This is a genomic window from Amycolatopsis sp. ATCC 39116 (genome assembly GCF_000231075.2).
GTDB classification, from domain to species: Bacteria; Actinomycetota; Actinomycetes; order Mycobacteriales; family Pseudonocardiaceae; genus Amycolatopsis_E; species Amycolatopsis_E tucumanensis.
The window spans coordinates 34,415-59,323 of record NZ_AFWY03000043.1 but is presented as its reverse complement, the minus strand read 5'-3'; the positions used below and the strand labels follow the sequence as shown (position 1 = coordinate 59,323).

Genomic DNA, 24,909 nt, shown 5'->3' with positions numbered 1-24,909 from the left:
GGGACGTTCTGAAGGAAGCCTCCGGGGTGGCTCCTCGGATTGTTGACAATCATACGACCGGCTCTTACCGTGTCAACGGTGATCGGTACTGAGAATCCGGTGCTGGCGGTGTTGTGCGGTGAAGACCAGGCCCGGGACCTCACCGAATCGCCGGCCATGCAGCGCATCGCTTCGACGGCCGTCGTGCGTTACACGGGCGAGGCCGGCCTGGCCGACGCGCTCCGCGGCGCCGACGTCCTTTTTGTCCACGACTTCCTTTCCCGTGCGGTGCCGGACGCCTGGCACGCGGCGGACCGGCTGCGCTGGCTGCACATCGCCAGCGCCGGGGTGGATCCGGTGATGTTCCCCGGGATGCGGGACAGCGACGTCGTGCTCACCAACTCGCGCGGCGTGTTCGACGACTCGATAGCGGAATACGTCCTGGGGGTCATCCTCACCTTCGCGAAGGACCTGCACGGGTCGCTCGACCTGCAGCGCCAGAGCCGCTGGCAGCACCGCGAGACCGAGCGGATCGCCGGGCGCTCGGCGCTGGTGGTGGGCACCGGGCCGATCGGCAGGGCGATCGCGCGGATGCTGCGCGCGGTCGGGATGAGCGTCTCGGGCGCCGGCCGCCGGGCGCGCTCCGGGGACCCGGACTTCGGGGACGTGCACGCGTCGGACCGGCTGGTGGAGCACCTGCCGGCGTTCGACTACGTCGTCGCCGTGGCGCCGCTGACCGAGGAGACCAAGGGCCTGTTCGACGCTGCGGTGTTCGCCGCGATGAAGCCGACGGCGCGGTTCGTCAACGTCGGCCGCGGCGAGCTGGTGGTCACCGGCGACCTGGTCGAGGCCCTGCGGACGGGGCGCATCGCGGGCGCCGCGCTGGACGTGTTCGACACCGAGCCGCTGCCCATCGACAGTCCGTTGTGGACGATGCGGAACGTGCTGGTCTCGCCGCACATGTCCGGTGACTTCATCGGGTGGCGGGACACGCTGGTCGAGGTGTTCGCGGACAACTTCCACCGCTGGCAGACTGGCGCCCCGCTTCGTAATGTCGTGGACAAGCAGCTGGGGTACGTGCCGTCCGATCGGTGAGGAGTTCACCATGAGCACCCTGTTGACGGCGAGTGAGCTGGTCGCCGCCTACTCGACCGGCGAGATCAGCCCCGTCGAGGCGACCGAGGCCGCGCTGCGCTCGATCGAGGAGCGGGACAGGGAGTGCAACGCGTTCTGCCTGGTCGACCCGGAGGTGGCCCGCGAGGGCGCCAAGGCGTCGGAGGCGCGGTGGCGCGAGGGCAACCCGATCGGCTCGCTGGACGGGGTGCCGACTTCGATCAAGGACATGTTCCTCACCCAGGGCTGGCCCACCCTGCGTGGTTCGACGTGCGTCGACCGGGACCAGCCGTGGGAGGTGGACAGCCCGGTCACCGCGCGGCTGCGGGAGAACGGGCTGGTGCTGCTCGGCAAGACGACCACGCCCGAGCTGGCGTGGAAGGGCGTGACGGACAACCCGCTGACCGGGGTGACGCGCAACCCGTGGAACCCGGCGAAGACGCCCGGCGGGTCCAGCGGTGGCAGTGGTGCGGCGGTCGCGGCCGGGATGGGTGAGCTGTCGGTCGGGACCGATGGTGGCGGGTCGGTGCGGATCCCGGCGTCGTTCTGCGGGATCGTGGGGTTGAAGCCGACATACGGTCGTATCCCGTTGTGGCCGGCGAGCCCGTTCGGGGCGTTGTCGCATGCCGGGCCGATGGCGCGGTCGGTGTCGGACGTGGCGTTGTTGCTGGACGTGCTGGCGCTGCCGGACCACCGGGACCCGAACGCGCTGGAGCCGCCGCTGGGCGCGTACCGCGAGGCCGTGCGGCGGGACGTACGGGGCCTGTACGCCGCGTTCTCGCCGACGCTGGGTTGGGCCAGGGTGGACCCGGAGGTGCGGCAGATCGTCACGTCGGCGGTCGCCGCGCTCGACGAGGCCGGGTTGCGGGTCGAGGAGGCCGACCCGGGTTTCGCCGACCCGCGGGAGGCGTTCGACGTGCTGTGGTCGACCGGCGCCGCGCAGTGGCTGGACACCTTCCCGGCCGGCTGCGAGGCGAAGATCGACCCGGGCCTGCGGCAGGTGTGGGAGCAGGGGAAGACGTACTCGGCGTCGGACTACCTGGCGGCGAACGCGGAGCGCGCGGCGCTGGGCATCCGCATGGGCGAGTTCCACACGCGGTACGACGTGCTGATCACCCCGACGGTGGCCGTCCCGCCCTTCGAGGCTGGGTTTGACGTGCCGCCGGGCAGCGGAATGAGCGGCTGGCCGGACTGGACGCCCTTCACGTACCCGTTCAACATGACCCAACAGCCGGCGATCAGCGTCCCGGCGGGGACGACGGCGGATGGGTTGCCGGTGGGGTTGCAGATCGTGGGGCCGCGGCACTCGGATGACCTGGTGCTGGCGGTGGCGAGGCTGTTCGAGGAGGTCCGTCCCTGGCCGACGGACCGGCCCGCTGGGCGGTGAGTCGGGCGGCCGGTGGCTCGGTGAGCTGGGCGGCTGGCTGGGCGGTGAGTTGGGCGGCCTACGGTTTGGTGAGCTGGACGGCTGGGCGGGCGTTGAGTGGGGCGGCCTGCGGCTCGGTGAGCTGAGCGGCTGGGCGGGCGTTGAGTGGGGCGGCCTGCGGTTTGGCGAGCTGGGCGGCCGGCTGGGCGGTGAATGGCTCGTTCATCGCCGCGCGACCTGCATCTTTCATCGCGTCGCGAGTGGCGCGTGCATGAGTGGACCTCTCGCCGAACAATGAATGGTCCATTCATCGCCGCGCTAGCTGCACCTGTCGTCGATTCGCCGGTGGCGCCTGTGTGAGTGGGCCTCTCGCCGAGGCGTGAATGGTCCGTTCATCGCGGCGCGAGGTGCCCTGTCGTCGAGTCGCGAGTGGCGGCCGCATGAGTGGACCTCTGGTCAAGCGATGAATGGTCCATTCACGCCGTGTGAGGTGCCCTGTCGTGGACTCGCCGGTGGCGCCTGTGTGAGTGGGCCTCTCAGCGAGTGATGAATGGTCCGTTCATCGCGGCGCGAGGTGCCCTGTCGTCGAGTCGCGAGTGGCGGCCGCATGAGTGGACCCCTCGCCGAGCGATGAACGGTCCATTCACGCCGGGCGAGGTGCCCTGTCGTCGACCCGCCGGTGACGCCTGCATGAGTGGGCCTCTCGTCGAGTGATGAATGGTCCGTTCATCGCGGCGCGAGGTGCCCTGTCGTCGAGTCGCGAGTCGCACCCGCACGAGCGGTCCACTCGCCGAACCATGAACGACCCGTTCACCCACCACCAAAATCCACAAAGGACCCAAAACCACCCAGACCAGCTCCACGATGCGCCCCACCGCGCCATGTGCTGTCCTTGAACCATGCGGAGAACCACTTTGGGCAAGAGCGGACTCGACGTCTCCCGGATCGCGTTCGGGACCTGGCAGCTCGGCGGCGACTGGGGCTCCTTCGACGAGGACGCGGCCGTCCAGGCCATCCAGCACGCACGTGAGCTCGGCGTGAACTTCTTCGACACCGCCCAGGCGTACGGCTTCGGCAAATCGGAAGCCCTCCTCGGCCGCGCCCTTCGCGACGAGCTGAAACGCGACCGCGACAGCCTCGTGATCGCCACCAAGGGCGGCATCAACCCGGGCAGCGGCCGGCCCCGAGACGCCCGCCGCGACTGGTTGCGCAAGGGCGTCGACGAGAGCCTGCGCCACCTCGACCTCGACCACATCGACCTGTACCAGGTCCACTGGCCCGACCCGGACACCCCGGCCGAGGAAACCGCCCAGGCACTGCAGGAACTCGTCGACGCGGGCAAGATCCGCCACGTCGGCGTGTCCAACTACGACACCGCGCAACTGGCCGCGTTCGACCGCACCCGCCCGGTCGAGACCCTGCAGCCGCCCTACCACCTGTTCCGCCGCGCGATCGAGGACGACCCGCTCCCGTACTGCCGCGAGCACAACGTCGGCGTCCTCGTCTACAGCCCGCTCGGCAGCGGTCTCCTCACCGGCGCCCTCAACCCGCGCACGACCTTCGAGCCCGGCGACTGGCGCGCGAACTCCAGCGCGTTCCAGGGCGCGAACTTCCAGAAGAACCTGGAGGTCGTCGAGCAGCTGAAGAACCTCGCGGCCGAGAAGGGCGCCACCGTCAGCCAGCTCGCCATCGCCTGGACCCTGCACCAGCCGGGCGTCCACGTGGCGATCGTCGGCGCGCGGCGGGCCCGCAACATCGAGGATAGCGTCGCCGCGGCGAATCTCGACCTCACCGGCGACGACCTGGCCCGCATCGAGGAGATCACCTCGCGTGGCGTCCAGGTCGAAGGCGCCAGCCCGGAGGGCGTGGCCTGACCACCGGCGGGGGCCGCGCCCCGGCCCCCGCCCGCGTCAGCGCGCGGCGAACTCCAGTTCCTCCAGCGCCGTGTCCAGGTGCGTCAGGATCCGCTGCAGGTGCGGCACCGACCGGCGGCACCCGGTGATCCCGAAGTCCAGGTTGTCCCCGTTGTTGGTCAGCGTGATGTTGAGCGCCTGCCCATCGAGCAGCACCGACGCCGGGTAGATGCCGTCCAGCTTCGCGCCGTTCCAGTACATCTGCTTGCGCGGCCCGGGCACGTTCGAGATCACCAGGTTGAACGGCGGACGCGTGTTGTTCACGAACCCGGGCACCGGCGAGATGCCCAGCTGCGCCACGTTGATGCCGGACAGCAGCAGCGCCTGCAACGGCGTCAGCTCCTTGAAGATCCGCTTCGCCTCGCGCATCGACTGGTGGATCGTCATCAGCCGGGACGCCGGATCCGGCTTGTCGGTGCCGAGGTTGCACAGCACCGCGCCGATCTGGTTGCCCGCGGCCTCACCGGTGTCGGTCGGCTTGCGCATCGACACCGGCACCATCGCGACCAGCGGCGCGTCCGGCAGCGCGCGCTGCTCGATGAGGTAGTCCCGCAACGCGCCCGAGCACATCGCGAGCACCACGTCGTTGCGGGAGGTCCCGGTGGCGGTCGCGATCGCGCGCACCCGCCCGAGCGGCCAGGACTGCGCGGCGAACCGGCGTGCGCCGCCGATCGGCACGTTGAAGATCGTCTTCGGGGCCTGCATCGGCAGCAGCAGCGTGTGCTCGCGGAAGGCTTCCCGCGCCACCTTCGCCGCCGCCGGCGCCATTCCGGCGATCTGCTTCAGCGAACTCGTGCCCATCCGCAGCAGTGACCGTGCGTTACGCGGCGGCTTGCCGCGCGGCACCTGACGCGAGCCCCACGGCGGCGGGCAGCTGCGGTCGTCCGGGTCGTCGGACAGCGTGCCCTGCAGATGCCGCAACGCCGAGACACCGTCCATCAGCGCGTGGTGCACCTTGCTGTACATGGCGAACCGGCCGTCCTGCAGGCCTTCGACCAGGTGGATCTCCCAGAGCGGGCGGTGCCGGTCGAGCAGCGTGCTGTGCCAGCGCGACGTCAGCTCCAGCAGCTCCCGCACCCGGCCCGGGTACGGGAGCGCGGAATGCCGGAAGTGGTAGTCGAGGTCGAGGTCGTCGTCGCTCGCCCAGGCGGCGTAACCGAGCGTGTTCACGGGGCGGGCGACGCGCTGCCGGAACAGCTGCCGCACGTCGGTGTTCTTGACCAGGTCCTCACGCAGGCTGCGCAGCCAGGTGTGGTCGGCGCCCTCGGGAGTCTGGAACAGCTGCAGGCCGCCGACGTGCATCGGGTGCTCGCGGCTTTCCACCAGCAGGAACATCGAGTCGGTGAAGGGCATCAACGGCATCGGTGACCACCTTCCGTCCAGGGCGCTGGTGTGCCCAGGGTCATTGAGTCTACGCGTACTGCTACGGCCCGGAACACAATCTACGCTGAGGGAATGACCATCCCGACGGACCCGGAAACCGGCGAGTTCAAGCGGGCGCCGAACCGCTTCACGGCGCGGATCACGGCCGACGGCGCGGACGGCTGGCCCGCCGAGGCGGGCCGGTACCGGCTCGTCGTCAGCCGCGCGTGCCCGTGGGCCAGCCGCGCGCTGATCGTGCGCAGGCTGATGGGGCTGGAGGAAGCGCTGTCAGTCGCGATCGCCGACCCGATCCAGGACGAGCGGAGCTGGCGGTTCACCCTCGACCCCGGCGGCCGCGATCCCGTGCTGGGCATCGAGTTCCTCGGCGAGGCCTACCGTGCGGCCGACCCGGACTACGACGGCGGCATCAGCGTGCCCGCGATCGTCGACATCCCGAGCGGCAAGCTGGTCACCAACGACTACCCGCAGATCACCCTCGACCTGGACACGCAGTGGGGCGCCCACTACCGCGACGGCGCGCCGGACCTGTACCCCGAGGCGTTGCGTGACGAGATCGACGAGATCAACCGGGCGGTGCACCGCGACGTCAACGCCGGCGTGTACGAAGCGGGGTTCGCGACGAAGCAGTCCGCCTACGACGACGCGTACCGGCGCCTGTTCGCGCGGCTCGACGAGCTGTCCGAGCGCTTGGCGGGCCAGCGGTACCTGGTCGGGGACACGATCACCGAGGCCGACATCCGGCTGTTCACCACGCTCGTCCGCTTCGACGCGGTCTACCACGGCCACTTCAAGTGCAACCGGAACAAGCTGACCGAGATGCCGGTGCTGTGGGCGTACGCGCGGGATCTGTTCCAGACGCCCGGTTTCGGCGACACCGTGGACTTCGACCACATCAAGCGGCACTACTACCAGGTGCACGAGCAGGTCAACCCGACGCGGATCGTGCCGAATGGTCCGGACCTTTCCGGGTGGGCGCAGCCGCACGGGCGCGCCGACCTGGGCGGACGGCCCTTCGGCGACGGCACCCCGCCCGGGCCGCCGCCCCCGGACGAGGTCGTGCCCCCGCAGTGGTGACGGGGTGCCATACTCTGACGGCGTGACGAAGACCGGCGCCCAGCACCTCGTGGACGCGCTGCTCGAGCTCGGGGCCGAGGTCGCGTTCGGCCTCCCGGGCGTGCACAACCTGCCGATCTGGGAAGCGCTCGCGGACAGCCCGCTCCGGCTGATCGGCGTCCGGCACGAACAGACCGCCGGGTACGCCGCGGACGGGTACGCGCGGGCGACCGGCAAACTCGGCGTCGCGATCGTGACGACCGGACCGGGCGCGGCGAACACGATCGCCGCGGTCGGGGAGGCGATGGCGTCCGGCTCGCCGGTGCTGGTGATCGCCACCGACATCCCGGCGGGACTGCGGCGGCCGGGCATGGTGCGCGGTGTCCTGCACGAGACCAGCGACCAGGCCGCGTTGTTCGCGCCGGTGACGAAGGCGGCGTTCACCGTCGAGACGCCCGAGGACCTGGCGCCCACGGTCCTGCGCGCCGCCCGGCTGGCGTTGCGGCCGCAGAGCGGTCCGGTGTACGTCGGTGTTCCCACGGACTTCCTGCGGCACAACGGTTTCCGCGGCCCGGATCCGGAGCCGACCGAGGCGTTCCCGGCGCTGGCCGTGTCGGATCTCGACGCGGCGCGGCGCATGCTGGCGATGGCGTCGCGGCCGCTGATCTGGGCGGGCGGCGGCGCGGCCAGGGCGGGTGCGGGAGAGGTGATCGGGCAGCTGGCGGAGAAGCTGGCCGCACCGGTGATCACGACGTTCGCCGCGCGTGGTCTGCTGCCGCCCGCGCACCCGTGTGCCGCGCCGAACCCCGTGCACGCGCCGGAGGTGGGCGCGCTGTGGGACGAGGCCGACGTGGTGCTCGGCATCGGCACCGACTTCGACGGCCTGATGACGCAGAACTGGCTCATGCCCAAGCCGCCGAAGCTCATCGTGATCAACGTCGATCCCAAGGATGCGGCCAAGAACTACCCGCCCGACATCACCCTGGCCGGCGACGCGCGGGACGTGGTGCCCGAGCTGCTGCAGGGGTTGCCGGCCCGGCCCGGGCTCGCCGAGCTGACCGAGCGGCTGCAGCGGATCTCCGAGCAGGTGCGCCGCCGCATCCGCAGCGAGGAGCCGCAGGCCGCGGATTTCCTGCGCACGCTGGAAGAGACGCTGCCCGAGCGCGCGATGCTTGTGGCGGACATGTGCATCGCCGGTTACTGGGCGGGCGGCTTCCACCGCGTGCGCGCGCCGCACCGGTTCGCGTACCCGATGGGCTGGGGCACGCTCGGGTTCGGGTTCCCGGCCGCGCTGGGCGCGGCGGCCACCGGCGCGGGCCGGGTGGTGTGCGTCAGCGGCGACGGCGGTTTCCTGTACGGGTGCGGCGATCTGGCGACGCTGGCGCAGGAGTCGCTGCCGGTGACGGTGATCATCGTCGACGACGGCGGGTACGGCATGCTCCGGTTCGACCAGGACCGGGAGGGCCTGCCGCACCGCGGGGTCAACCTGCACACGCCGGACTTCGTCGGACTGGCGCGGTCTTTCGGCGTGGACGCCGGGCGGGTGGAGGGTTTCGGCCGTGCTTTCCGGCGGCTGCTCGGCGAGTTCGTGCGCAGCGACGAGCCGAACGTCCTGGTGGTGCGTGCGTCGTTGAAGCCTCCCGTGAACACTTCGCCCCGGTGGTACCGGGCCATGCGGTCGCGTTGAGTCAAGCCGGATGGGGCAGGTTCGCCGCCGCGAGCTTGGCCGGGTCGGTCACGACCGCGATGTCCACGATCCGCCCGTCGGCGACGGTGAACGCGACGATCGAGAGCGGTGCGTCATCTTCGCTCCAGGCGACGAAGCCGGGGCGGCCGTTGACGGGCACCGCGTGTCCGCGCGCGGCCGCGGACAACCGCGCGCCGGCGGCGACCTTGGTGGCGCCGAGGACGACGACCGTGCCGTCGGGGGTGTCGGCGGTGAGCTTCACGTCGGGATCGAGCACGCGCAGCAACCCCTCGAAGCCGCCGCGATGGGTGGCCGCCTGGACCACCTCTCGTTGCTCCCGGCCCGAGGCCGTTGGCTGACCGCTCGCCCGCACCTTCCGGCGCGCGCGGCTGGCGAGCATCTTGGTGGCGGCGGTGGATTTCCCGACGATGCGGCCGATCTCGTCGAACGGCGCCGCGAACAGGTCGTGCAGCACGAACGCCAACCGCTCACCCGGCCGGAGCGACTCGAGTACGACGAGGAGCGCGAGCCCGACCGAGTCGGCGAGCGCCACGTCGTCCTCGGGCATGGCATCGTCGGCTGTCACGACGAGCTCCGGCAGCTCGTTGTGGTGTGTTTCGGTTCGACGCGCGCGCAGGAGGTCCAGGCTGAGGCGGCCGACGACCGTGGTCAGCCAGCCCGCCAGGTTCGCGATGGTGACGGTGTCCTGGCGGGACAGCCGCAACCAGGCTTCCTGGACCACGTCCTCGGCGTCGGCGTGGGAGCCGAGCACGCGGTAGGCGATCGCGCGCAGCCGGTCGCGCTGGGCCTCGAAGGCCTCGGTCACCGGGTCGGGTCGGTTGTCGGTCATCATCAGCCGTTCCAGGGTCGCGGCTGCCGCAGCGAGATCCGGTTGCAGTCCGGATCCAACGCCTCGATCCGGACGCCGAACGGGTAGTCCTGCGGCTCGGGTTCGTCGAACGTCACGCCGCGGCGGCGGAGCACCTCGAAGTCCTTCCGCAGGTCGTCCGATTCGAGGACGAGCGGCCCCGGCGGGCCACCCGGGTTGTCCGGCGGCCGCGGGGTGCGACCACAGGATGATCTTGACCGGCTGCCGGGCACGCCCACGGTGAGGAAGCGCCCGTCCGGGCGCGGGTAGTCGACGCCCCGCTCCAGGCCCAGTTTCTCCGTGTAGAACTTCAGCGCGCGGTCCTGGTCGGTCACGTAGACCGTCGCGTACATGATGTTCGTCAGCACCCTGTTCTCCACCTCGTCCTCGTCCGACGACCTCGGTTTCGGGTTGGCACCGAAATGACGGGTGGCGACGGGAAGAGGTAACAGGCGCAAGGAACAGGCAGCGCGCCGCCGGCCGCCGTGGCTGGGGAGGCGCGGGCGGCGGGCGCGGGCAGTCGCGGGCGGGCCAGTGCTGTGGGTGGTGCGTCGAGTCGCCTGCGGTCGGTGCCTCCCGGTGGCAGCAACCGGCGGACCAGTCCCGTCGGAGGTTCGGCGGCTGGCCGTCTGTCACCGGCTGCGTGCCGGTGGCAGCAGCCGCGCTGGATCTGGCGTGGGTTTGTCGGCCGTTGGGGTCAGTTGTTCCGGACCACCACCTTTCCGGTGGCCTGGTTGGTCTCCATGTAGGTGTGGGCCTCGACGATCTGCTCCAGCCGGAACACCCGGTCGAGGTTCGGCTGGTACGCGCCGCTCGCCACGCCGTCGACGATCGCCTGCAGCGCGCCGCCGCCGGCTGTGCCCCGGATGTCGTTGCTCTGGAAGGCCGTCAGCTTCGTGCCGGACGGGATCGCCGCCACCGGTTGGAAGTCCGGGATCGCCCACTTGCCGCTCAGCATGCCCGTCACGCACACCGTGCCGCCGCGCTTGACCAGCCGCAGCGACTCCGGCACCGTCGGCGCTCCGACCAGGTCCAGCACGAAGTCCGGGCCGTCCGGGCACAACGCGCGGACGTCGGCGCCGATGTCCCCGCCGTCCACCACCACGTGCGACGCGCCCGCCTTCTCCAGCGCCGCCACCTTGTCCCGGTTCCGAGTCGTCGCGATGGTCACCAGCCCCCGTTCCCGCGCCAGCGACAGCATCGCCATCCCCACCGACGACGTCCCGCCGCGGATCAGCAGGCTCTGCCCTGGCGACACCGGCCCGAACGCCTCCAGCGACCCCCACGCGGTCAAGTAGGTCTCGGGCAGCGCGGCGAAGACCTCCCACGGCAGATCGGTCTCCACCGGGATCAGCAGATCGTCCGGCAGCAGCGCGTACTCCGCGTACCCGCCGTCGAACTCCCGGCCCATCTCGCCCATCACCGCGGCCACCTTGGTGCCCGGCGCGAGCCGTGCGGACTCCGCGACCACGCCGACGCACTCGATGCCCAGCACCCGGGGGAACCGCACGTTCGGCGAATGCCCCTGCCGGGTCATCAGCTCCGACCGGTTCAGCCCGAACCCCTCGACCCGCACCAGGGTCCAGCCGTCCCGCACCTCGGGCACCGGAACTTCCCGCACCCGCAACACTTCCGGCCCGCCCGGGCCGTCCACCACAACCGCTCGCATCTCCGCCCCCTTCCGGACACCGCGAACACTAGCGAGGGGGTACGACAATTCCGGGGCGTCAGCGGCGGACTGTCACCCGGGTGGGTGCGCCGGGTGGGTTCGCCGTGTGGGTTCGCCGTGTGGACGGGATGAGCAATGGGGTGAGTGGTTCACAGTCTTCGCCGGGGGCGGTTTTGCGGTCGCGTAAGGGCGGCGGCGCGACTGGGCCAGGAGCCGGGTCAGGCGAGCAGCCGCCCGGGAACCTCAGTCTTCGCCGCGCGAGACTTGTGCCGGGATCGGGCGGTCGCGCAGGGCGGCGGCCACCGCGTAGAGGTTCTTCGCCATCAGGCCCGCCACCTGGTGCACGTACTGGTGCCCGTGGTCGGTGTCGCTGTAGCTCGGGCCCGGTCCGGGGCCCATGTTCCAGTACACCCAGGCCTGCCCGGGGATGGTGAAGCCGATGTCGCCGAGCGCGCCGTTGATCTCGCTGATCACGTGGTGCGCGCCGTCCTCGTTGCCGGTCACGACCACGCCCGCGACGCGGTTGTATGCAACCGGTGTACCGTCATCGCCCGTCTCGGACAGCATCGCGTCCATGCGTTCGATCGCCCGCTGCGCGACCGACGAGGGGTGCCCGACCCACGTGGGTGACGCCATGATGAGGATCTCCGAGTTCAGGATCTCCTCGCGGATTCCGGGCCACTCGTCGCCGTCGCCCATGTCGCTGCTGACACCCGGTTTGATGTCGTGGTCGACCAGCCGGATGGTCCGCACGTCGGCGCCGAGTTCGCGCAGGCCTGCCGCCACGACCTCGGCCAGCGCGTCGGTGTTCGACGGCTCCGGCGAGGGCTTCAACGTGCAGTTCAGGATGGTCGCGCGCATGGTGACGGGCTTCCCGTCGGGTCGATCCCCGAAACAGGGCGAGTGACGGCCCGATCGGTGGGTAGCCCCCGGGGCGACCGAGAGACAACAGGAAGGAGCAGGACATGGCTGCCCCGAACCCGATCCAGATGCAGAAGTTCCTGTCCGGCGTCGACTACCCGTGCACGCGGGACAAGCTGGTCGACCACGCGCAGAGCCAGGGCGCGCCGGACGACGTGCTGGACCACCTCCGCAAGCTGCCGGACCGCGAGTACGACGGCCCGAACGCGGTGAGCGCCGAATTCTCGCGCTCCTGACCCGAGACCGACGCGCGGCGCCGTGAACAGGCACGGCGCCGCGGTGGCGTCAGAACGCGTTCAGGTGCTCCAGGATCATCGCCGTCAGCACCTCCGGAACCTCCTCCGGGATCCAGTGTGTGACGTCCTCCAGCATCTGGAACGTGTACGGCCCGGTCATCCAGTTCTCGGTGTCCAGCGCCGCCGTCGAGCCGAGGGCGACGTCCTCCGTGCTCCACACGTACAGCGTCGGCACCGACACCTTGTCGATGGTCGCCCGCGGGCGGTTGGCCCGGTACCAGTTGAGCGCCGCGGTCAGCGCGCCCGGCTCGGACAACCGCCGGATGTACTCGTCGACCCGGCTCTGGGGCACCTTCCACTCGAACATGCGCCGCAGTGCCTCGGCGTTGTTCGCGAGCATCTGCCGTTCCGTGGAACTGGACCGCCAGTCACGCATGTACTGCGACCGCATCTGCTGGTCCTCGTCCGTGCGCACGGCCTGGCCCAGCGCGCCGGGGTGCGGCGTCGACACCGCCGTCAGCGTGCGCAGCCGCTCCGGGTGTTCCGACGCCGTCCACCACGCGACGGCGCCGCCCCAGTCGTGCCCCACCAGGTCGAACCGCGACCACTCCAGTGCGTCGGCGATCGCCAGCACGTCCCCGACCAGCTCGTCCATGCCGTAGGAGGCCGCCTGCTCCGGCCGCACCCCCGGCGAGTAGCCGCGCTGGTCCGGCGCCACCGCGCGGAACCCCCGGTCGCCCAGCACCGCGACCTGGTACTCCCAGGAGATCGCCGCCTCCGGGAAGCCGTGCAGCAGCAGCACGGGCCTGCCGCCGGCGGGCCCGGCCGCGATCGCGTCGAACGTGCCGGCCGCGGTCGGGATGCTCAGGTAATCCATCACGCCCGGAACCTTACGGCCTGCCACCGACAGTTCAGTCCGCCATCCCGTACCCGGCCAGGAACTTCCGCACCCGTTCGGGCGAAGCGAGGATGTCCCACTGGCGGTCCGGGTGGCTGAAGTTGTCGGTGAAGGTGTCCGCCACCGCCTGGTTCGCCGACATCGCGCCGAGCAGCTGCAGCAGGTGCGGGGCGGGCGGCACGCGGACCATCAGGTTGGTCCAGTCCGCCGTCGCGTGCACGACGTTCTCCCGCCGCAGCGCCACTTTCCGGCAGAACCGCTCGTCGAAGTTCTGGTCCTCCAGGATGGTCCGGCCCAGCTCCCACGCCGAGTACGACGCGCAGTTCGCGCCCTGGCCGACCACCGGGTCCACCACGGCGTGCGCGTCGCCGAGCGCGACGACGTACTTGCCGTTGGGCAGCCGCGTGTAGTCCTCCCGCACCGACGGCAGGACCCCGCCCTGCAGCAGGTCCTGCGGCCCGGTGAGCCGGAACTTCGCCGGGTCGATCCGCTCGAACGTCCGCGGGTGGTGCTGCCGCGTCTTCTCCAGCACCAGTTTCTCGAAGGCGGCCGGGTCGTCGTCGTAGCGCGCCTCGGCCAGCACCTCGGTGTCACCGCCGGGGATGTTCTCGAACAGCAGCGCGGTGACGTGACCGGCGAAGGAGAAAATCGGGATCTCCAGCAGCTCGCCGTTGCCGGGCGAGATGCTCATCGTGACGCCACGCGGTTCGGAGTGCGCGATGCCCTCGTAAAGCCCGACGCACAGCTTGCGCTGCGGGCTGTCGTAGGGCGATTTGTCCGCCCGGCGCGGGAACATCGCGCTCAGGCTGCCCCGCCCGGAAGCCACGACGACCAGGTCGTGGCGGTCGGACAGCTCCGCCACGTCCGCCGGCCCGACCGGTCGCACCTGGAAGTCGCCGCCGCGGTCGGTGAAGTCCGCCAGGATCCGCGGCAGGTAGATGCGGTAGTCCAGCGCGCGGGACGGCGCGGTGAAGAAACCGGGGAACGACAACGGGTCCGGCAGTCCGATGTAGTGGTGGTGGCCGAAGTAGAAGTACTCCTCGGCGTCCCAGTGGTCGATGCCGAGCAACCGCTCGCGCGCGACCGTCGTGTGGTGGTGCGCGACGCTGTTCGGCAGGCGGCCGCCCGCCAGTTGCTCCGCGGTCCGGTCGCTGTAGATGGTGACCGGGACGTCGTGCTGCCGCAGTTGCAGGCCCAGGTGCAGGCCGGCGATCCCGGCGCCGACGATGCCGATTCCCGCCATTGAGAACTCTCCTCGTTCAGTGCAGTGCGCGATAGGAACCGGTGAAGAAGACCAGCGGTTCGGCGTCCGAATAGGACAGACGGGTCACGCGGCCGAGGAACAGCAGGTGGTCCCCGGCCGGGTGCACCTCGACGACGTCGCAGCCGATGTGGCTGAGCGCGCCGCCCAGGAAGGCGAACCCGTCGCGGTGGTGGAACTCCGGGCGCAGCCCGGGGACCGGCTGCCCGGCGAAGTGCCGCGAGTGGTCCTGCTGGTCGCCGGCGAGCACGCTGACAGCGTAGCGCCCGGTGCGGCGCAGCAGGCCGGCCATCCGCGACCGGCGCCCGAGCGACACCAGGACCAGCGGCGGCTCCAGCGAGACCGACAGGAAGCCGTTGGCCGTCATGCCGTGTACGTGCTCGCCGTCGACCGTGGTGATCACCGTGACGCCGCTGGTGAACCGCCCCATGGTGCGGCGGAAGTGCGCCGGGTCGACGGCCGGGTGGTCATCGAGCGACGTCTCGGGCACGACGAAGCCTCCCCAGGCAGCTCTGATATCGAGCGTTGATCGGTGTTCTGAGCTCGATATGCGAGCAGCCTAGCGTGTTAAAGTGACGCGGGCAACGAAGGGGAGCGGGGTGGAGACCAAGCCGGGCGTTCGCGCGCAGACGCTGGACCGGGCGCTCGACGTGCTGGACGTCCTCGCCGACGGGCAGCCGCGCACGAGCCACCAGATCGCCGACGCGGCCGGGTTGCACCGCTCGATCGTCTACCGCATCCTGCGCACGCTGGAGGACCGCCAGCTGGCGCGGCGCACCGCGGAAGGCCGCTACACGCTGGGGCTCGGGCTGCTCGTCCTGTCGCGGACCGTCCTCGGCGACGCCCAGGCCCGCCTGCACGAGGTGCTCGGCGAGCTGGCCGACACCGTGGGCGCGACGGCGTTCTTCGCGGTGCCACGTGGTGGCCAGGTCGTCGCCGTGGTGACGGCCGAACCGGACCGCCGCCGAGCCGCCGTCGCCTACCAGCCGTGGACGCGGGCGCCGCTGGACCGCGGGGCGTGCGGCCTGGCCATCCAGTCCACCGGTCCCGCACATCCGGACGAGCGTCCTGAGGTCGGCTGGGCGCGGCAGACCGGCTACGTCCGCACGGTCGGCGAGATCCACGCCTGGCTCACCGAGATCGCCGCGCCCGTCCGGCTCGCGCACGGCGCCGCGGGCAGTGTCGCCGTGGTGTTCGTGCCGGGCGACGTGGACGAGGACCGGGCAGCCGAAGCGGTGCGGCGCACGGCGATCCGGCTGACGCAGCCGGAGTCCGAGGTCTGGGAGCTGTAGTTGACCTCCAGTCCGCTGGAGGTTCTACGGTCGGCTCGTGATCAAGGATTACCGCGACGAAGAAGTGGCCGCCCAGCCCATCGGGGCGTGGAGCGGCGAGGCGTACCGGTTGGTCGTCGGTGCGCTGCGGGAGGCGCTCGCGGTCGAGGACCTCACCCAGCCGCACTGGTGGACGCTGAACCACGTCGCGGGCAAACCGGGGGAGTGGACGCGCGAGGCGCTCGTCCGGCGCCTCGCCCGCTACGACGACCTGGGCATCGACTTCGATGCGGTCTTCGACGACCTCGTCGCGCGGGGCTGGCTGACCGAGCGGGACGGCCTGACGCTCACCGAGGCCGGCGAGGCCGGGCGCCTGCGGGCCCGCGACCGCAACGCGCGCGTCCACGAGCGGATGCACGAGGGAGTGGACCCCGCCGACTTCGTGACGACGATCAACGTCCTGCGGCGGATGGTCGCGAACCTCGGCGGCGACGGGAACCTGCCGGACTAGGCCGCTTCTTCCTCACTCACCAGCGTGTCCCAGTGGCGCTGCGCGACCGGCCGCCATTCCACGTGCCTGCGGTGGAACAGTTCGGCCGCCTTGGCGCCACTCCAGCCGTCGGGCAGCAGGCGGCCCGGCAGGCGCGGGTCGAGGAACGGGAAGCGCCGCCACTCGTGCACCAGGCGGGTCTGCGCGTGCAGCACCGCCTCACCCGACTCGGGCGCCAGCGCGGCGAACTCGTCGATGAAGTCCTCGTAGCGCTCCTCCAGCGCCGTCAGGTCCCACGCCCGCGCGACCATCGCGTCCTCGTCGCCGATCCGGCCGTACGACGCGACGAACGACATCGCCTCCGCGTCCAGACCCAGCTCACGCACGATGGAGTTCGCCTCGTCCTGGCGGCTCGGGTCGGGGCAGATCCACACGCCGGGCGTCGGCGACCCGAACCCGGCCCAGGTCAGCCGCGTGCGCAGGCTGTGCCGCAGGTCCCGCTTCGTCTCGGGCACCGACACCAGCAGCATCAGCCACGTGCCGTCCCACGGGGTGTCCGCGCGGCCGAAGCCGTAGATGCGCTCGGCGCCCTCGGTCAGCAGCCGCCGTCCCGGCGCGGTCAGCGACCAGCGCACGCGCCGGCCCTGCCGCTGCGACACCAGCCAGCCCTCGGCCGCGGTGCGGGCCAGGGCCTGGCGGGCCGACTTCTCCTCGACGCCGAACATGCCGAGCACGTCGACGAGGGTGGAGGTCCACACCGGGCGGTCGCGGGGCAGCACGAACTCGCCGAGCACGGTCATCAGCACCGACCGCGCGCTCGTGTGGCTGACCTCGCGCCGCCTGCTCACGGTGGGGCGGGCCGTGGTGTCCGCGATCGCGCTCACCTCCCCGCACAAGCTGACCTCGACGCCATTGGCGTTGCTCAGGTTAGCCCACCCGGCACAGTTCGCCGTGCGCGGTAGGTCAATGGAGGAAATACGACAGGTCCTGCACCAAATCCCATTCGGCGCGGCGGGCCTCCGGTGGGCCCGTCCACGGTTCGTGAATGATCTGCTCGTCGCGGGCGCATTGCCCGCAAAGCGGGTGGCCCTGCGCGTCGAAACACCATTCCTCGTCGGCGGGGGTCTGCTCGTGGGGAACGAGGCAGCCGAAGCAGCTGTCCGCGGGGCGAAAATCGATGTGCGTTGTCATGATCGCATCCCGTCGCTCGCAGTTGCACCATGGTAGGCACGGGCCGGAGCGGTCACGAAGCATCGTCATCCGAATGTAGCAAACGGTTGTCTCGGCTGCTGAAACTCCGTTGAACCTTTTATTGACGGGTGCGGTTCACAGTCGCCGGAAACGCGGAGAAATTGACTTCGACCGGCCGGGAATCGGGATCCCCGGATGCGCGTTCCGGAAAACGCTTGATCAATTCTCGCACGGATGCGGTGAGTTCCGCCAGCTCGTGCGGAGTCAGGTGCAGGACGGCCGAGAAGCTTTGATCGTCCGGGTACGGGGATTGCGCGGAATCCCAGCGCAGCCGCCAGGGCTTGATTCGCCCCCGGCCGCGCGGCGCCTCTTCGATCAGGCCTGCCCGCGCGAGCTGCCGCAGGTGGAACGAGCATAGGCCGGAGCTGTACCCGAGGCGGCGGGCGGCCTCGTTCGCGGTGACGGTGCCCAGTTCGGCGAGCAGGTCCAGCAGCGCGACGCGGACGGGGTGGTCGGGCAGCTTCGACTCGGGTCGGTTCTCCACTTTGCAAAGTGTGCTAGTTTGCAAAGCACCTTGCAAGGAGGGGTGCATGGCCGTCTACGTGCAGGGGCAGCCGGTCGGCGACTGCCCGCGGGTGCTGCCGGAAGCCCGGCGCGGGACGCCGCGGCGGATCACCGAGATCGGCGAGGAGATCCTGGCACGACCGTGCCGCGCGGCGGCGGAGTTCGGCACGCCGGAGCTGTCGGCCCTGATCGACGACATGTTCGCCACGCTGTACGTGGCCGAGGGCGCCGGCCTTGCGGCCAACCAGGTGGGCGTCGACCTGCGACTGTTCGTGTGGGACTGCTGGGACGAGTACGGCGACCGGCACATCGGCCACATCCTCAACCCGGTGCTCGACGAGGAGCCCGTCGACAGCAGGCGGCTGATCGAGGCGCCGGAGGGTTGCCTGTCCGTGCCCGGCCCGTACGCGAAGCTGCCGCGCGCCGACCACGCCGTCGTGCGCGGGGTCGACCAGGACGGACAGCCGCTGGTCGTCGAGGGCCGGGGTTACTTCGCGCGGTGTCTGCAGCACGAGACCGACCACCTCGGCGGCGGCCTCTACGTGGACCGGTTGCCGTTGCGCAAGCGCAAGTCGGTGCTGCACGACATGGCCAAGTCGCGCGACGAGGTCCTGGCCCGCCGCGCCGAGCTGGCGGACGAGCTCAGGCGATCTCGCACGCCAGAAGGTCGCTGAGGTCCGCGTCCGGCCGCAACTCGGCGGGCTCGGAACCGCGGCGGAACAGGCGGGCGCCGGCGTCGTCGCCGCCCAGCGTGAGGGACCGGTCTTCGCGGCGCAGCCAGGTGCCTTCGCGCATTCCCAGCACCGGCACGTCGTTCTCCTCGAGGAACTGCTCGATGCGCTCCTCACGGGTCTCGCCCATGTGCGTGGATCCCGGCTGCGGGTCGAGGTAGTGCGGGTTGATCTGGAACGGCACGAACCCGGCCGCGTCGAACGTCGGCGGCTGCACGATCGGCATGTCGTTGGTGGTGCGGATGGTGGGGCAGGCGACGTTCGTGCCCGCGCTCGATCCGATGTAGACGGTGCCGTGCGCGACGCGGTCGCGGATCGGGGCGAGCAGTTCGCGGCGGTACAGTTCGCGCAGGAGCCGGAACGTGTTGCCGCCACCGGTGAACACGGCCTGCGCGGAGTTCAGCAACCTGATCGGATCGTCCTGGTGGGCGCCGGCGACCTCGATGCCGAACGGGGCCAGCGCCTTGGCGACGATCGCCGTGTAACCGTCGTGGTCGGCCAGCGCGAACGGCACGAACACCAGGCGGCGCACGTCCTGGAGCACTTCGCCCAGCGCGTCGGTCGCGTGCTCCAGGTATCCGCGTCCGGGTGCGGTCGAGTTGGACAGCAGCAGCAGACGCATCGATGATCCTTTCCGGCGCTCGATCCCCGAATGCCTATCACGGGCGGTGCGTGGAGTTGCGCCGGAAGTGAGCCCGGCCACTACGCTGGCGGACATGGCAGGTGACGTGCTCCCCGACCCGTCCAGCCCGTTCGGGCAGCGGGTGCGCGAACGGCTCGAGCACGAGCGGGTCGTCTGGCTCACGACGACCGGCCCCGACGGCACCCCGCAGCCCAACCCGGTGTGGTTCGTGTGGGACGACGGCGGGTTCCTGGTCTACAACCTCGCGCACGCCAAGCGGCTGTCCCACATCCGCGACCGGCCGCAGGTGACGCTCCACTTCAACAGCGACGAGCAGGGCGGGGACGTCGTGGTGTTCCGCGGCCTGGCCCACCCGGCCGACACGCTGCCCCCGGCCCACGAGAACGCCGCGTACGTGGCGAAGTACCGGGAGGCAATGGAGTCGGTCAGTGGCAGCCTGGAGGAGTTCTCGAAGACGTATCCGCAGGTACTGCGCGTGCAGGTGAACGCGATACGCGGATATTGAGGTCTGTGAACACAAGGTAGCTGGGTGGTCATCCCGTCGCCTGACACGTGACGATCACCTTGAGCCAGGGCCGCAACCTGCGCTGGGTCCGGCGGCCGAAAGCACAAAGCTTGCGGCCCTGGCTCAAGGTGATATGCACAAACCGGAAGGCGACGGGATGACCACCCGGCGACCACCCCGCCAAGGTGAGACGAGGCACCCAACCCCTGGTCATCCCGGAGCCTGCCCGTCCGGCGAGGACTCTTTTGATCTTTAAAACCCGCGCCTTCGCGCGGCGAAGAGTCCGCCCTGCGGGCGGAATGCGCCTCACGGCGCCGAAAGGTCACCTTCCGACCACCCCCGCCCCCTCTCCTTGAGTGTGTTTCAGTCGCCGAACAGGCTTGTCAAGGCGGGAAAGCGTGCCTTGACAACCCTGGTCGGCGACTAAAGATCGGCTGTGGATCGGGGGCGGGGGAGGTCTGGTTGGGGTAGTCGCTTGCTTTCCGTTGCCGGGCGGCGGTTTGTCAGTCCGCTAGTGCTTGTCGTTCCGGTCGTCCAGCAGTTCCGCCGGGTGCACTCCCATTGCCTCGGCCAGGCGGAACAGCGTGTCGAGCGTGATGTTGCGCGTTGGGCGTGGGGAGCCTTGCGCGAGTCTCGAACGTTCCAGTTCGGCGATCACCGAGCGGGACACCCCGGCCCGGTCGGCGAGGTCGGCCTGGCTCAGGTCCCGGTCCCGCCGCAGCTTCCGCACGCGCGTCGCCAGGGCGCGTAGCCGGGCGTCCAGCGCCTCCTCCATCGTCACAGCGTCGCAGCCTACCAACGGTCCCGCTGAGCCGACTTTTTGTCTTTTCTATGCTACCGTGGAGGGGTGAACAGAGAACTCCCCGCCACCGGCCCCGCCTACCTCTACGACCTCGTGGCCGACGACCTGGCCCGTCGCATCGAGACGGGTGAGCTCGCGGTCAACACGCCGCTTCCGGCCGAACAGACGCTCGCCCGGCAGTACGGTGTCTCGCTCGGCACGTGCCGCCACGCGACGAAAGTCCTGCGGGATCGTGGGCTCGTGCGGACGATCCCGTCCAAGGGCACGTTCGTCGCGGAGCGGCCCAACCGCGCGGCCGTCTACTGCTTCGAGCCGTACCTCGTGGCCTAGACGACCTGCGCGCGCACCTTCCGCAGCAGCCGCACGTCCACACGCGCCGGCTCGGCGGCCAGCCAGTCGCCGATCACCTGCACGAACTGGTCCGGTGTCATCGGCGGCGCGGGCACGTCGAAGTCCTCGTCGGTGGTGATCTCGCCCGTCCGGCTCGGGTACACGATCAACGCGCCCCGGATCTCCGCGCCCGGCAACAACGCGCGGAAGGCGTCGAGAGCCTCCGGCAGCTGCGTCGCCCCACCGCGGAAACGACGGTTGTCCCGCCACAGCTCGCCGTACTCGTCAGCCGCGTAGTGACCGGGCAACCACGTCTTCGACTCGATCAACACCAGCCGCCGACCCGCCAGCACAGCGTGATCGATGTCGGCGAACACCGAACCCGGCCAGGCCAGCCCGTGGAAGATCCGCGCCCCCGGCAACCGCGTCAGGTACCGCTCCAGCAACTCCGCCGTCAGCCGCTCGCCCCACTGGTCCGGCTCCGCACCGGGCGCCCCGAACACGACCGTGCCACCGAACTCGTCATCCACCGCGCGCTCGGCCCGCGCCATCTCCCGGTGCTGCCGCACCAGCCAGATCGCCACCGCCGACGCCAGCACCAGCCACACCGCGACAGCCAGCGCGCCCGCCATGATCGGCAGCACCACCAGCAACAACCACGCCAGCAACAAAGCCGCCGGAGCGTGCCCCGGCGCCGCCCGGTCCCCGGTCCGCGCCTTCTCCCTGGCCGCGTCCCACCACTCCAGCGCATTCGGGTCCAGCACCGGCAACTCGGCCGTGAAACTCGGGTCCTCACCCAGCTTCCGCCCCGGCCGCCGCGCCCGCACCGGCGACGAGGTCGCGGCCGCGCGGTCCAGCGCCCGGTCGTAGGCCGCGCGCTGCAACGGGTCCACCAGCACCTCGTAGGCCTGCCGCAACGCCTGGAACTCGTCGGGCGAACCACCGGCGTCCGGGTGCGCGGTGCGCGCCCGCTGGCGGTACGCGGACTTGATCTCCGACGTCGAGGCACGCCGGTCCACCCCGAGCAGGTCGTAGTAGCCCTCGCCACGCACGCGGTCACTTTATGTGGTCTCCGATTTCGCGCCACATGTGGCTAGAGTCAGCCGATGGTCCTCGACATCACGGACAGGCTGGGCATCCGCACCGGCCGCCACGTCGCGCCCGCCGGGCTCGCCGCGATCGTCCTCGGGGCCGCCCTCTTCGTCCTCCCACCCCACAGCACCCTCGCCGCGATCGCGCTCGCACTGGTCGGCGGCGCGGCCTTCGCGCTCGGCACCGCCCGCCGCGCGAACGGCCGGTGGTGGGCCCTCGTCGCCGGCCTGATCAGCGCGGCGCTCCTCTTCGCCGCGCTGACCGTCGCCGGCCGCGGGCTCGCGCTCCGCGCCTTCGGCCAGGCCGAGACGTGCACGGTCACCGACCGCGTCATGATCGAGACCGGCGCCCGCTACCACCACTACGGCTTCGTGCACACCCTCGCCTGCGGCAGCGGCACCCTGACCATCCGCACCGACCCCGGCGACCGCGTGCCCGTCGGGACCGCGGTGCCGATCCTGACCAGCGACCTCATCGAACCGGACTTCGCCGACCGCCACCCCCTCCTGCTGGAGGTGCCCGCCGTGCTCGGGGCGATCGCGCTGACCGCCGTGCTGGTGCGGCGCTCCGTCAGGTCAGCGAACTAGGGTCCGCAGGCACGTCCACCGCGTGCCGCTGCAGCGCCTCCAACGGCACGACGTCCAGCGCCCGCTCGTGCGTCGACGCCAGCACCACCGGCGCGGCCACCCCCGCCTCGTACGCCTGCAGCCACCGCGCGGCCACCACACACCAGCGGTCACCGGGCTGCAACCCGGGGAAGCCGTACTCCGGGCGCGGCGTGGACAGGTCGTTGCCGACCCCGCGCTGGTACTCCAGGAACTCCTTGGTCACCACGGTGCACACCGTGTGGCTGCCGAGGTCGTCGTCACCGGTGGTGCAGCACCCGTCCCGGTAGAAACCCGTCATCGGATCGGTGCCGCAGGGCTCGAGTTCGCCGCCCAGAACATTGCGATCGGTCGTCATGGCAGTCCGTGCTGTCGTATCCAATCGTCCTTGGTCAGAGCGTACTCGACGTCACCGTGTTCGGCCCCCGGAAGCGGATCCGGCCAGTCTTCGTGGAACGTGCGCACGTACCGCAAACCGGACTTCTCCATCACCCGCCGCGACCCGGTGTTCACGGCCATGGTGAACGCCACGACCCGCACGACGTCGCCCTCGGCGAACCCGTGCGCGATCAGCGCCCGCGCACCCTCGGAGGCGTAGCCGCGGCCCCAAAACCGCCGCCGCAACCGGTAGCCGAGTTCCACCTCGCCGCCGCCGAGCGGGCGGAACTCGAACCAGCCGGTGAACTCGCCGCCCGCCTTCTCGACCGCGGCGAAGTACCCCTCCCGCCCGGCCACGTCGCCGGCGGCGGCGTCGCCCAGGTAACGCATGACCTCGGGGTCGCTGTTCAAGTCGGCCACGAGGTCCGCGTCGGCGGGCGTGAGGGGCCGCAGGATCAGCCGCTCGGTCTCCAGTCGCACGCCCCGATCATGCCCGGACCCGCTCCGCCGAGTCCCGCCCGGCGCTGATCGCCGTCAGGGACCGTCCCGTCGTCGGGATGGCCAGGTAGAAGATGATCAACGCGGCGAACACGTAACCGGCGGCGAGCACCAGCATCGACACGTGCGGTCCCGCCGCCGCGACCGCGACCAGCACCACCGACTGCAGCACCCCGCCGGTCTGACCGAGCCCGCCGGCCAGCGAACCACCGCTCGCGCGGGCGTGCGTCGGGAACACCTCCGCCGCGTAGGAGAAGCCGGGCACGAACAGGATCGGCCCCGCCACCTGCGTCAGCACCGACCCGAGCACCACCGCCGCCGGGTGGCCGGAGGTGACCGTGACCAGCAGCGGGCTCAGCGTCGCCAGCGCCAGGCCCAGGACGATCAGCTTCTTGCGCTCCACCCGGTCGATCACGAACGGCATGACGCAGTAGGTCGCGACCCCGGCCAGCGTCCCGATCGCCAGCAGCATCGTCCCGCTGGACAGGGACAGCCCGAACTCGGTGAGGATCGTCGGCTGGAACGTGATCGTCGCCCGCACCGACCACTGCACCCCGAACCAGAACCCGATCACCACCAGCAGCCGCTGCAGGTACGGCGGGCGGAACAGCATGCGCAGCGGGAACTTCTCGCCCGCGGTGTCCGGCGGCACGTCCGGGACCGCGGGCAACGCGTGCCCGGCGGCCGCCACCCGGCGCTCCAGCGCGGTCGTGATGCGGTCGGCCTCGTCCAGCCGCCCGCGGGTGGCCAGCCAGCGCGGCGACTCCGGGATGATCGGCTCCCGCGTGAAGAACATCAGCACCAGCGCGACCGCCCCGATGCCAAACAGGATCCGCCACCCGACGTTTTCCATGGGCACCAGCGCGGTCGACAGGAACGCGGCGGCCACCGCGGCGACCCCGGACCAGAACACGTTGTAGGCGAGGTACTTCCCGCGCCGCGCGGCCGGGGAGAACTCCTGCACCAGCGCGGTCACCACGGCGATCCCGCCGCCGGTGGCGAACCCGGACAGCACGCGGAACACCAGCAGCGACGGGGTGTCCCAGGCGATCGCGGTCAGCAGCGCGGTCACCGTCAACGCGCCGAGGCCGAGGAAGAACGACCGCTGCCTGCCCAGGATGTCGCCCAGGAACCCGAACAGGATCGCGCCGAGCGCGGTCGCCACGAGATTGCCGGTCAGCATGACCGTCACCTGGGTTGCCGTCAGGTGGAAGTGCTCTTTCAGCACTGGCAGCGAGTAGCCGACGATCGACACGTCATAGATGTCGACGAAGTACGCGATGCCGAGGATCGCGAACGCGGCCTTCGGCAGTCCCCAGCCGGGGAGGCGGTCGATGCGGGCGTTGATCACGGCGCTGCCGCGGAGATCGGCTGGCAAGGCGGAGGTCCCTTCTTCCGGTGACGCGTCAGGCCATTACCGATCACGGCCGCGGAACCGGCAAGCGGGGTCACCGCCCCACGG

At 70.9% G+C, this 24,909-nt stretch carries 30 protein-coding genes; 12 read left to right on the top strand and 18 right to left on the bottom strand.

Features of this window, described 5'->3' with window-relative positions; translation table 11 throughout:
• Positions 1 to 78 precede the first annotated feature (78 nt).
• Together AMY39116_RS0331405 and AMY39116_RS0331400 are read left to right on the top strand one after the other, a co-directional pair.
• Positions 79 to 1,074: a D-2-hydroxyacid dehydrogenase gene (locus AMY39116_RS0331405; RefSeq protein ID WP_027936381.1), complete on the top strand. Its 996-nt coding sequence runs from the start codon at positions 79 to 81 to the stop codon at positions 1,072 to 1,074.
• Between the two features lie 10 nt (positions 1,075 to 1,084).
• The gene (locus tag AMY39116_RS0331400) at positions 1,085 to 2,479 is read left to right on the top strand and encodes an amidase (RefSeq protein WP_020421572.1); all 1,395 of its coding nucleotides are present in this window, start codon (positions 1,085 to 1,087) and stop codon (positions 2,477 to 2,479) included.
• Between the two features lie 58 nt (positions 2,480 to 2,537).
• Here the strand turns inward: AMY39116_RS0331400 and AMY39116_RS46410 are convergent, their stop codons facing one another.
• Positions 2,538 to 2,684 (bottom strand): hypothetical protein, encoded by a 147-nt coding sequence (locus AMY39116_RS46410; RefSeq protein WP_157358756.1) that lies wholly within the window; start codon positions 2,682 to 2,684, stop codon positions 2,538 to 2,540.
• 673 nt (positions 2,685 to 3,357) lie between these two features.
• Here AMY39116_RS46410 and AMY39116_RS0331395 point away from each other — a divergent pair.
• Entirely contained in the window at positions 3,358 to 4,332 is a 975-nt protein-coding gene (locus AMY39116_RS0331395; RefSeq protein WP_039791865.1) for an aldo/keto reductase, read from the top strand.
• Between the two features lie 36 nt (positions 4,333 to 4,368).
• On the opposite strand, the gene AMY39116_RS0331390 is transcribed toward AMY39116_RS0331395, so the two are convergent.
• Complete coding sequence (locus AMY39116_RS0331390; protein WP_020421570.1) at positions 4,369 to 5,733, bottom strand: wax ester/triacylglycerol synthase family O-acyltransferase; 1,365 nt, start codon at positions 5,731 to 5,733, stop codon at positions 4,369 to 4,371.
• Positions 5,734 to 5,826: 93 nt separating this feature from the next.
• Here AMY39116_RS0331390 and AMY39116_RS0331385 point away from each other — a divergent pair, with 93 nt between their 5' ends.
• Positions 5,827 to 6,828, top strand: coding sequence for a glutathione S-transferase family protein (locus tag AMY39116_RS0331385; RefSeq protein ID WP_020421569.1), 1,002 nt, complete (start codon positions 5,827 to 5,829; stop codon positions 6,826 to 6,828).
• A 22-nt stretch (positions 6,829 to 6,850) separates the two neighbouring features.
• The gene (locus tag AMY39116_RS0331380) at positions 6,851 to 8,494 is read left to right on the top strand and encodes a thiamine pyrophosphate-binding protein (RefSeq protein WP_020421568.1); all 1,644 of its coding nucleotides are present in this window, start codon (positions 6,851 to 6,853) and stop codon (positions 8,492 to 8,494) included.
• 1 nt (position 8,495) lies between these two features.
• Here the strand turns inward: AMY39116_RS0331380 and AMY39116_RS0331375 are convergent, their stop codons facing one another.
• The 4 genes from AMY39116_RS0331375 to AMY39116_RS0331360 form a co-directional block, all read right to left on the bottom strand.
• Complete coding sequence (locus tag AMY39116_RS0331375; protein WP_020421567.1) at positions 8,496 to 9,347, bottom strand: sigma-70 family RNA polymerase sigma factor; 852 nt, start codon at positions 9,345 to 9,347, stop codon at positions 8,496 to 8,498.
• Positions 9,347 to 9,742 (bottom strand): VOC family protein, encoded by a 396-nt coding sequence (locus AMY39116_RS43940; RefSeq protein ID WP_020421566.1) that lies wholly within the window; start codon positions 9,740 to 9,742, stop codon positions 9,347 to 9,349. The genes AMY39116_RS0331375 and AMY39116_RS43940 overlap by 1 nt, the downstream gene beginning before the upstream one ends.
• Before the next feature lie 317 nt (positions 9,743 to 10,059).
• Positions 10,060 to 11,031 (bottom strand): zinc-binding dehydrogenase, encoded by a 972-nt coding sequence (locus AMY39116_RS0331365; RefSeq protein WP_039791864.1) that lies wholly within the window; start codon positions 11,029 to 11,031, stop codon positions 10,060 to 10,062.
• A gap of 243 nt (positions 11,032 to 11,274) precedes the next feature.
• Positions 11,275 to 11,892 (bottom strand): flavodoxin family protein, encoded by a 618-nt coding sequence (locus AMY39116_RS0331360; RefSeq protein WP_020421564.1) that lies wholly within the window; start codon positions 11,890 to 11,892, stop codon positions 11,275 to 11,277.
• A 104-nt stretch (positions 11,893 to 11,996) separates the two neighbouring features.
• Between AMY39116_RS0331360 and AMY39116_RS0331355 the strand changes: the two genes are divergently transcribed.
• Positions 11,997 to 12,188: a DUF2795 domain-containing protein gene (locus tag AMY39116_RS0331355; RefSeq protein ID WP_020421563.1), complete on the top strand. Its 192-nt coding sequence runs from the start codon at positions 11,997 to 11,999 to the stop codon at positions 12,186 to 12,188.
• 49 nt (positions 12,189 to 12,237) lie between these two features.
• Here the strand turns inward: AMY39116_RS0331355 and AMY39116_RS0331350 are convergent, their stop codons facing one another.
• From AMY39116_RS0331350 to AMY39116_RS0331340, 3 genes are read right to left on the bottom strand one after another with little or no spacing between them, the layout of a single operon-like run.
• Positions 12,238 to 13,068, bottom strand: a complete 831-nt coding sequence (locus tag AMY39116_RS0331350; RefSeq protein WP_027936379.1) for an alpha/beta fold hydrolase — start codon at positions 13,066 to 13,068, stop codon at positions 12,238 to 12,240.
• A gap of 31 nt (positions 13,069 to 13,099) precedes the next feature.
• A complete protein-coding gene (gene styA, locus AMY39116_RS0331345) occupies positions 13,100 to 14,329 on the bottom strand; it encodes a styrene monooxygenase subunit StyA (RefSeq protein ID WP_020421561.1) in 1,230 nt (409 codons plus the stop codon).
• A gap of 16 nt (positions 14,330 to 14,345) precedes the next feature.
• Positions 14,346 to 14,837, bottom strand: a complete 492-nt coding sequence (locus AMY39116_RS0331340) for a flavin reductase family protein (protein WP_020421560.1) — start codon at positions 14,835 to 14,837, stop codon at positions 14,346 to 14,348.
• 82 nt (positions 14,838 to 14,919) lie between these two features.
• Between AMY39116_RS0331340 and AMY39116_RS0331335 the strand changes: the two genes are divergently transcribed.
• Both AMY39116_RS0331335 and AMY39116_RS0331330 read left to right on the top strand, forming a co-directional pair.
• The gene (locus AMY39116_RS0331335; RefSeq protein ID WP_235716255.1) at positions 14,920 to 15,639 is read left to right on the top strand and encodes an IclR family transcriptional regulator; all 720 of its coding nucleotides are present in this window, start codon (positions 14,920 to 14,922) and stop codon (positions 15,637 to 15,639) included.
• Positions 15,640 to 15,676: 37 nt separating this feature from the next.
• Entirely contained in the window at positions 15,677 to 16,129 is a 453-nt protein-coding gene (locus tag AMY39116_RS0331330; RefSeq protein ID WP_020421558.1) for a MarR family winged helix-turn-helix transcriptional regulator, read from the top strand.
• Here the strand turns inward: AMY39116_RS0331330 and AMY39116_RS0331325 are convergent.
• From AMY39116_RS0331325 to AMY39116_RS43930, 3 genes are all read right to left on the bottom strand, one after another.
• On the bottom strand, positions 16,126 to 16,956 hold the full coding sequence (locus AMY39116_RS0331325; RefSeq protein WP_255346897.1) for a PaaX family transcriptional regulator C-terminal domain-containing protein: 831 nt from the start codon (positions 16,954 to 16,956) through the stop codon (positions 16,126 to 16,128). The genes AMY39116_RS0331330 and AMY39116_RS0331325 overlap by 4 nt on opposite strands.
• Positions 16,957 to 17,071: 115 nt before the next feature.
• Entirely contained in the window at positions 17,072 to 17,299 is a 228-nt protein-coding gene (locus tag AMY39116_RS43935; protein WP_020421556.1) for a hypothetical protein, read from the bottom strand.
• A 118-nt stretch (positions 17,300 to 17,417) separates the two neighbouring features.
• Positions 17,418 to 17,843 carry a helix-turn-helix domain-containing protein gene (locus tag AMY39116_RS43930; protein ID WP_020421555.1) on the bottom strand — a complete coding sequence of 142 codons (426 nt, stop codon included), beginning with the start codon at positions 17,841 to 17,843 and terminating at the stop codon, positions 17,418 to 17,420.
• A 46-nt stretch (positions 17,844 to 17,889) separates the two neighbouring features.
• Between AMY39116_RS43930 and def the strand changes: the two genes are divergently transcribed.
• Positions 17,890 to 18,537 (top strand): peptide deformylase, encoded by a 648-nt coding sequence (gene def, locus AMY39116_RS0331310; RefSeq protein WP_020421554.1) that lies wholly within the window; start codon positions 17,890 to 17,892, stop codon positions 18,535 to 18,537.
• Here def and pepE read toward each other — a convergent pair.
• Entirely contained in the window at positions 18,506 to 19,216 is a 711-nt protein-coding gene (gene pepE, locus AMY39116_RS0331305) for a dipeptidase PepE (RefSeq protein ID WP_020421553.1), read from the bottom strand. The two genes, def and pepE, sit on opposite strands and share 32 nt — an antisense overlap.
• A 94-nt stretch (positions 19,217 to 19,310) precedes the next feature.
• Here pepE and AMY39116_RS0331300 point away from each other — a divergent pair, with 94 nt between their 5' ends.
• Positions 19,311 to 19,742: a TIGR03667 family PPOX class F420-dependent oxidoreductase gene (locus tag AMY39116_RS0331300; RefSeq protein ID WP_020421552.1), complete on the top strand. Its 432-nt coding sequence runs from the start codon at positions 19,311 to 19,313 to the stop codon at positions 19,740 to 19,742.
• 511 nt (positions 19,743 to 20,253) lie between these two features.
• On the opposite strand, the gene AMY39116_RS0331295 is transcribed toward AMY39116_RS0331300, so the two are convergent.
• Positions 20,254 to 20,517, bottom strand: coding sequence for a helix-turn-helix domain-containing protein (locus AMY39116_RS0331295; protein WP_027936378.1), 264 nt, complete (start codon positions 20,515 to 20,517; stop codon positions 20,254 to 20,256).
• Positions 20,518 to 20,589: 72 nt separating this feature from the next.
• On the opposite strand from AMY39116_RS0331295, the gene AMY39116_RS0331290 reads away from it, so the two are divergent.
• A complete protein-coding gene (locus tag AMY39116_RS0331290) occupies positions 20,590 to 20,874 on the top strand; it encodes a winged helix-turn-helix domain-containing protein (protein ID WP_020421550.1) in 285 nt (94 codons plus the stop codon).
• Here the strand turns inward: AMY39116_RS0331290 and AMY39116_RS0331285 are convergent.
• Positions 20,871 to 21,926 (bottom strand): DnaJ domain-containing protein, encoded by a 1,056-nt coding sequence (locus AMY39116_RS0331285; RefSeq protein WP_020421549.1) that lies wholly within the window; start codon positions 21,924 to 21,926, stop codon positions 20,871 to 20,873. The genes AMY39116_RS0331290 and AMY39116_RS0331285 overlap by 4 nt on opposite strands.
• A 54-nt stretch (positions 21,927 to 21,980) precedes the next feature.
• Between AMY39116_RS0331285 and AMY39116_RS0331280 the strand changes: the two genes are divergently transcribed.
• On the top strand, positions 21,981 to 22,553 hold the full coding sequence (locus tag AMY39116_RS0331280; RefSeq protein WP_020421548.1) for a hypothetical protein: 573 nt from the start codon (positions 21,981 to 21,983) through the stop codon (positions 22,551 to 22,553).
• Here the strand turns inward: AMY39116_RS0331280 and AMY39116_RS0331275 are convergent.
• From AMY39116_RS0331275 to AMY39116_RS0331265, 3 genes are read right to left on the bottom strand one after another with little or no spacing between them, the layout of a single operon-like run.
• Positions 22,537 to 22,929 carry a DUF2237 family protein gene (locus AMY39116_RS0331275; RefSeq protein WP_020421547.1) on the bottom strand — a complete coding sequence of 131 codons (393 nt, stop codon included), beginning with the start codon at positions 22,927 to 22,929 and terminating at the stop codon, positions 22,537 to 22,539. The two genes, AMY39116_RS0331280 and AMY39116_RS0331275, sit on opposite strands and share 17 nt — an antisense overlap.
• Complete coding sequence (locus AMY39116_RS0331270) at positions 22,926 to 23,429, bottom strand: GNAT family N-acetyltransferase (protein ID WP_020421546.1); 504 nt, start codon at positions 23,427 to 23,429, stop codon at positions 22,926 to 22,928. The genes AMY39116_RS0331275 and AMY39116_RS0331270 overlap by 4 nt, the downstream gene beginning before the upstream one ends.
• 7 nt (positions 23,430 to 23,436) lie before the next feature.
• The gene (locus AMY39116_RS0331265; RefSeq protein ID WP_039791861.1) at positions 23,437 to 24,825 is read right to left on the bottom strand and encodes an MFS transporter; all 1,389 of its coding nucleotides are present in this window, start codon (positions 24,823 to 24,825) and stop codon (positions 23,437 to 23,439) included.
• Positions 24,826 to 24,909: the final 84 nt, after the last annotated feature.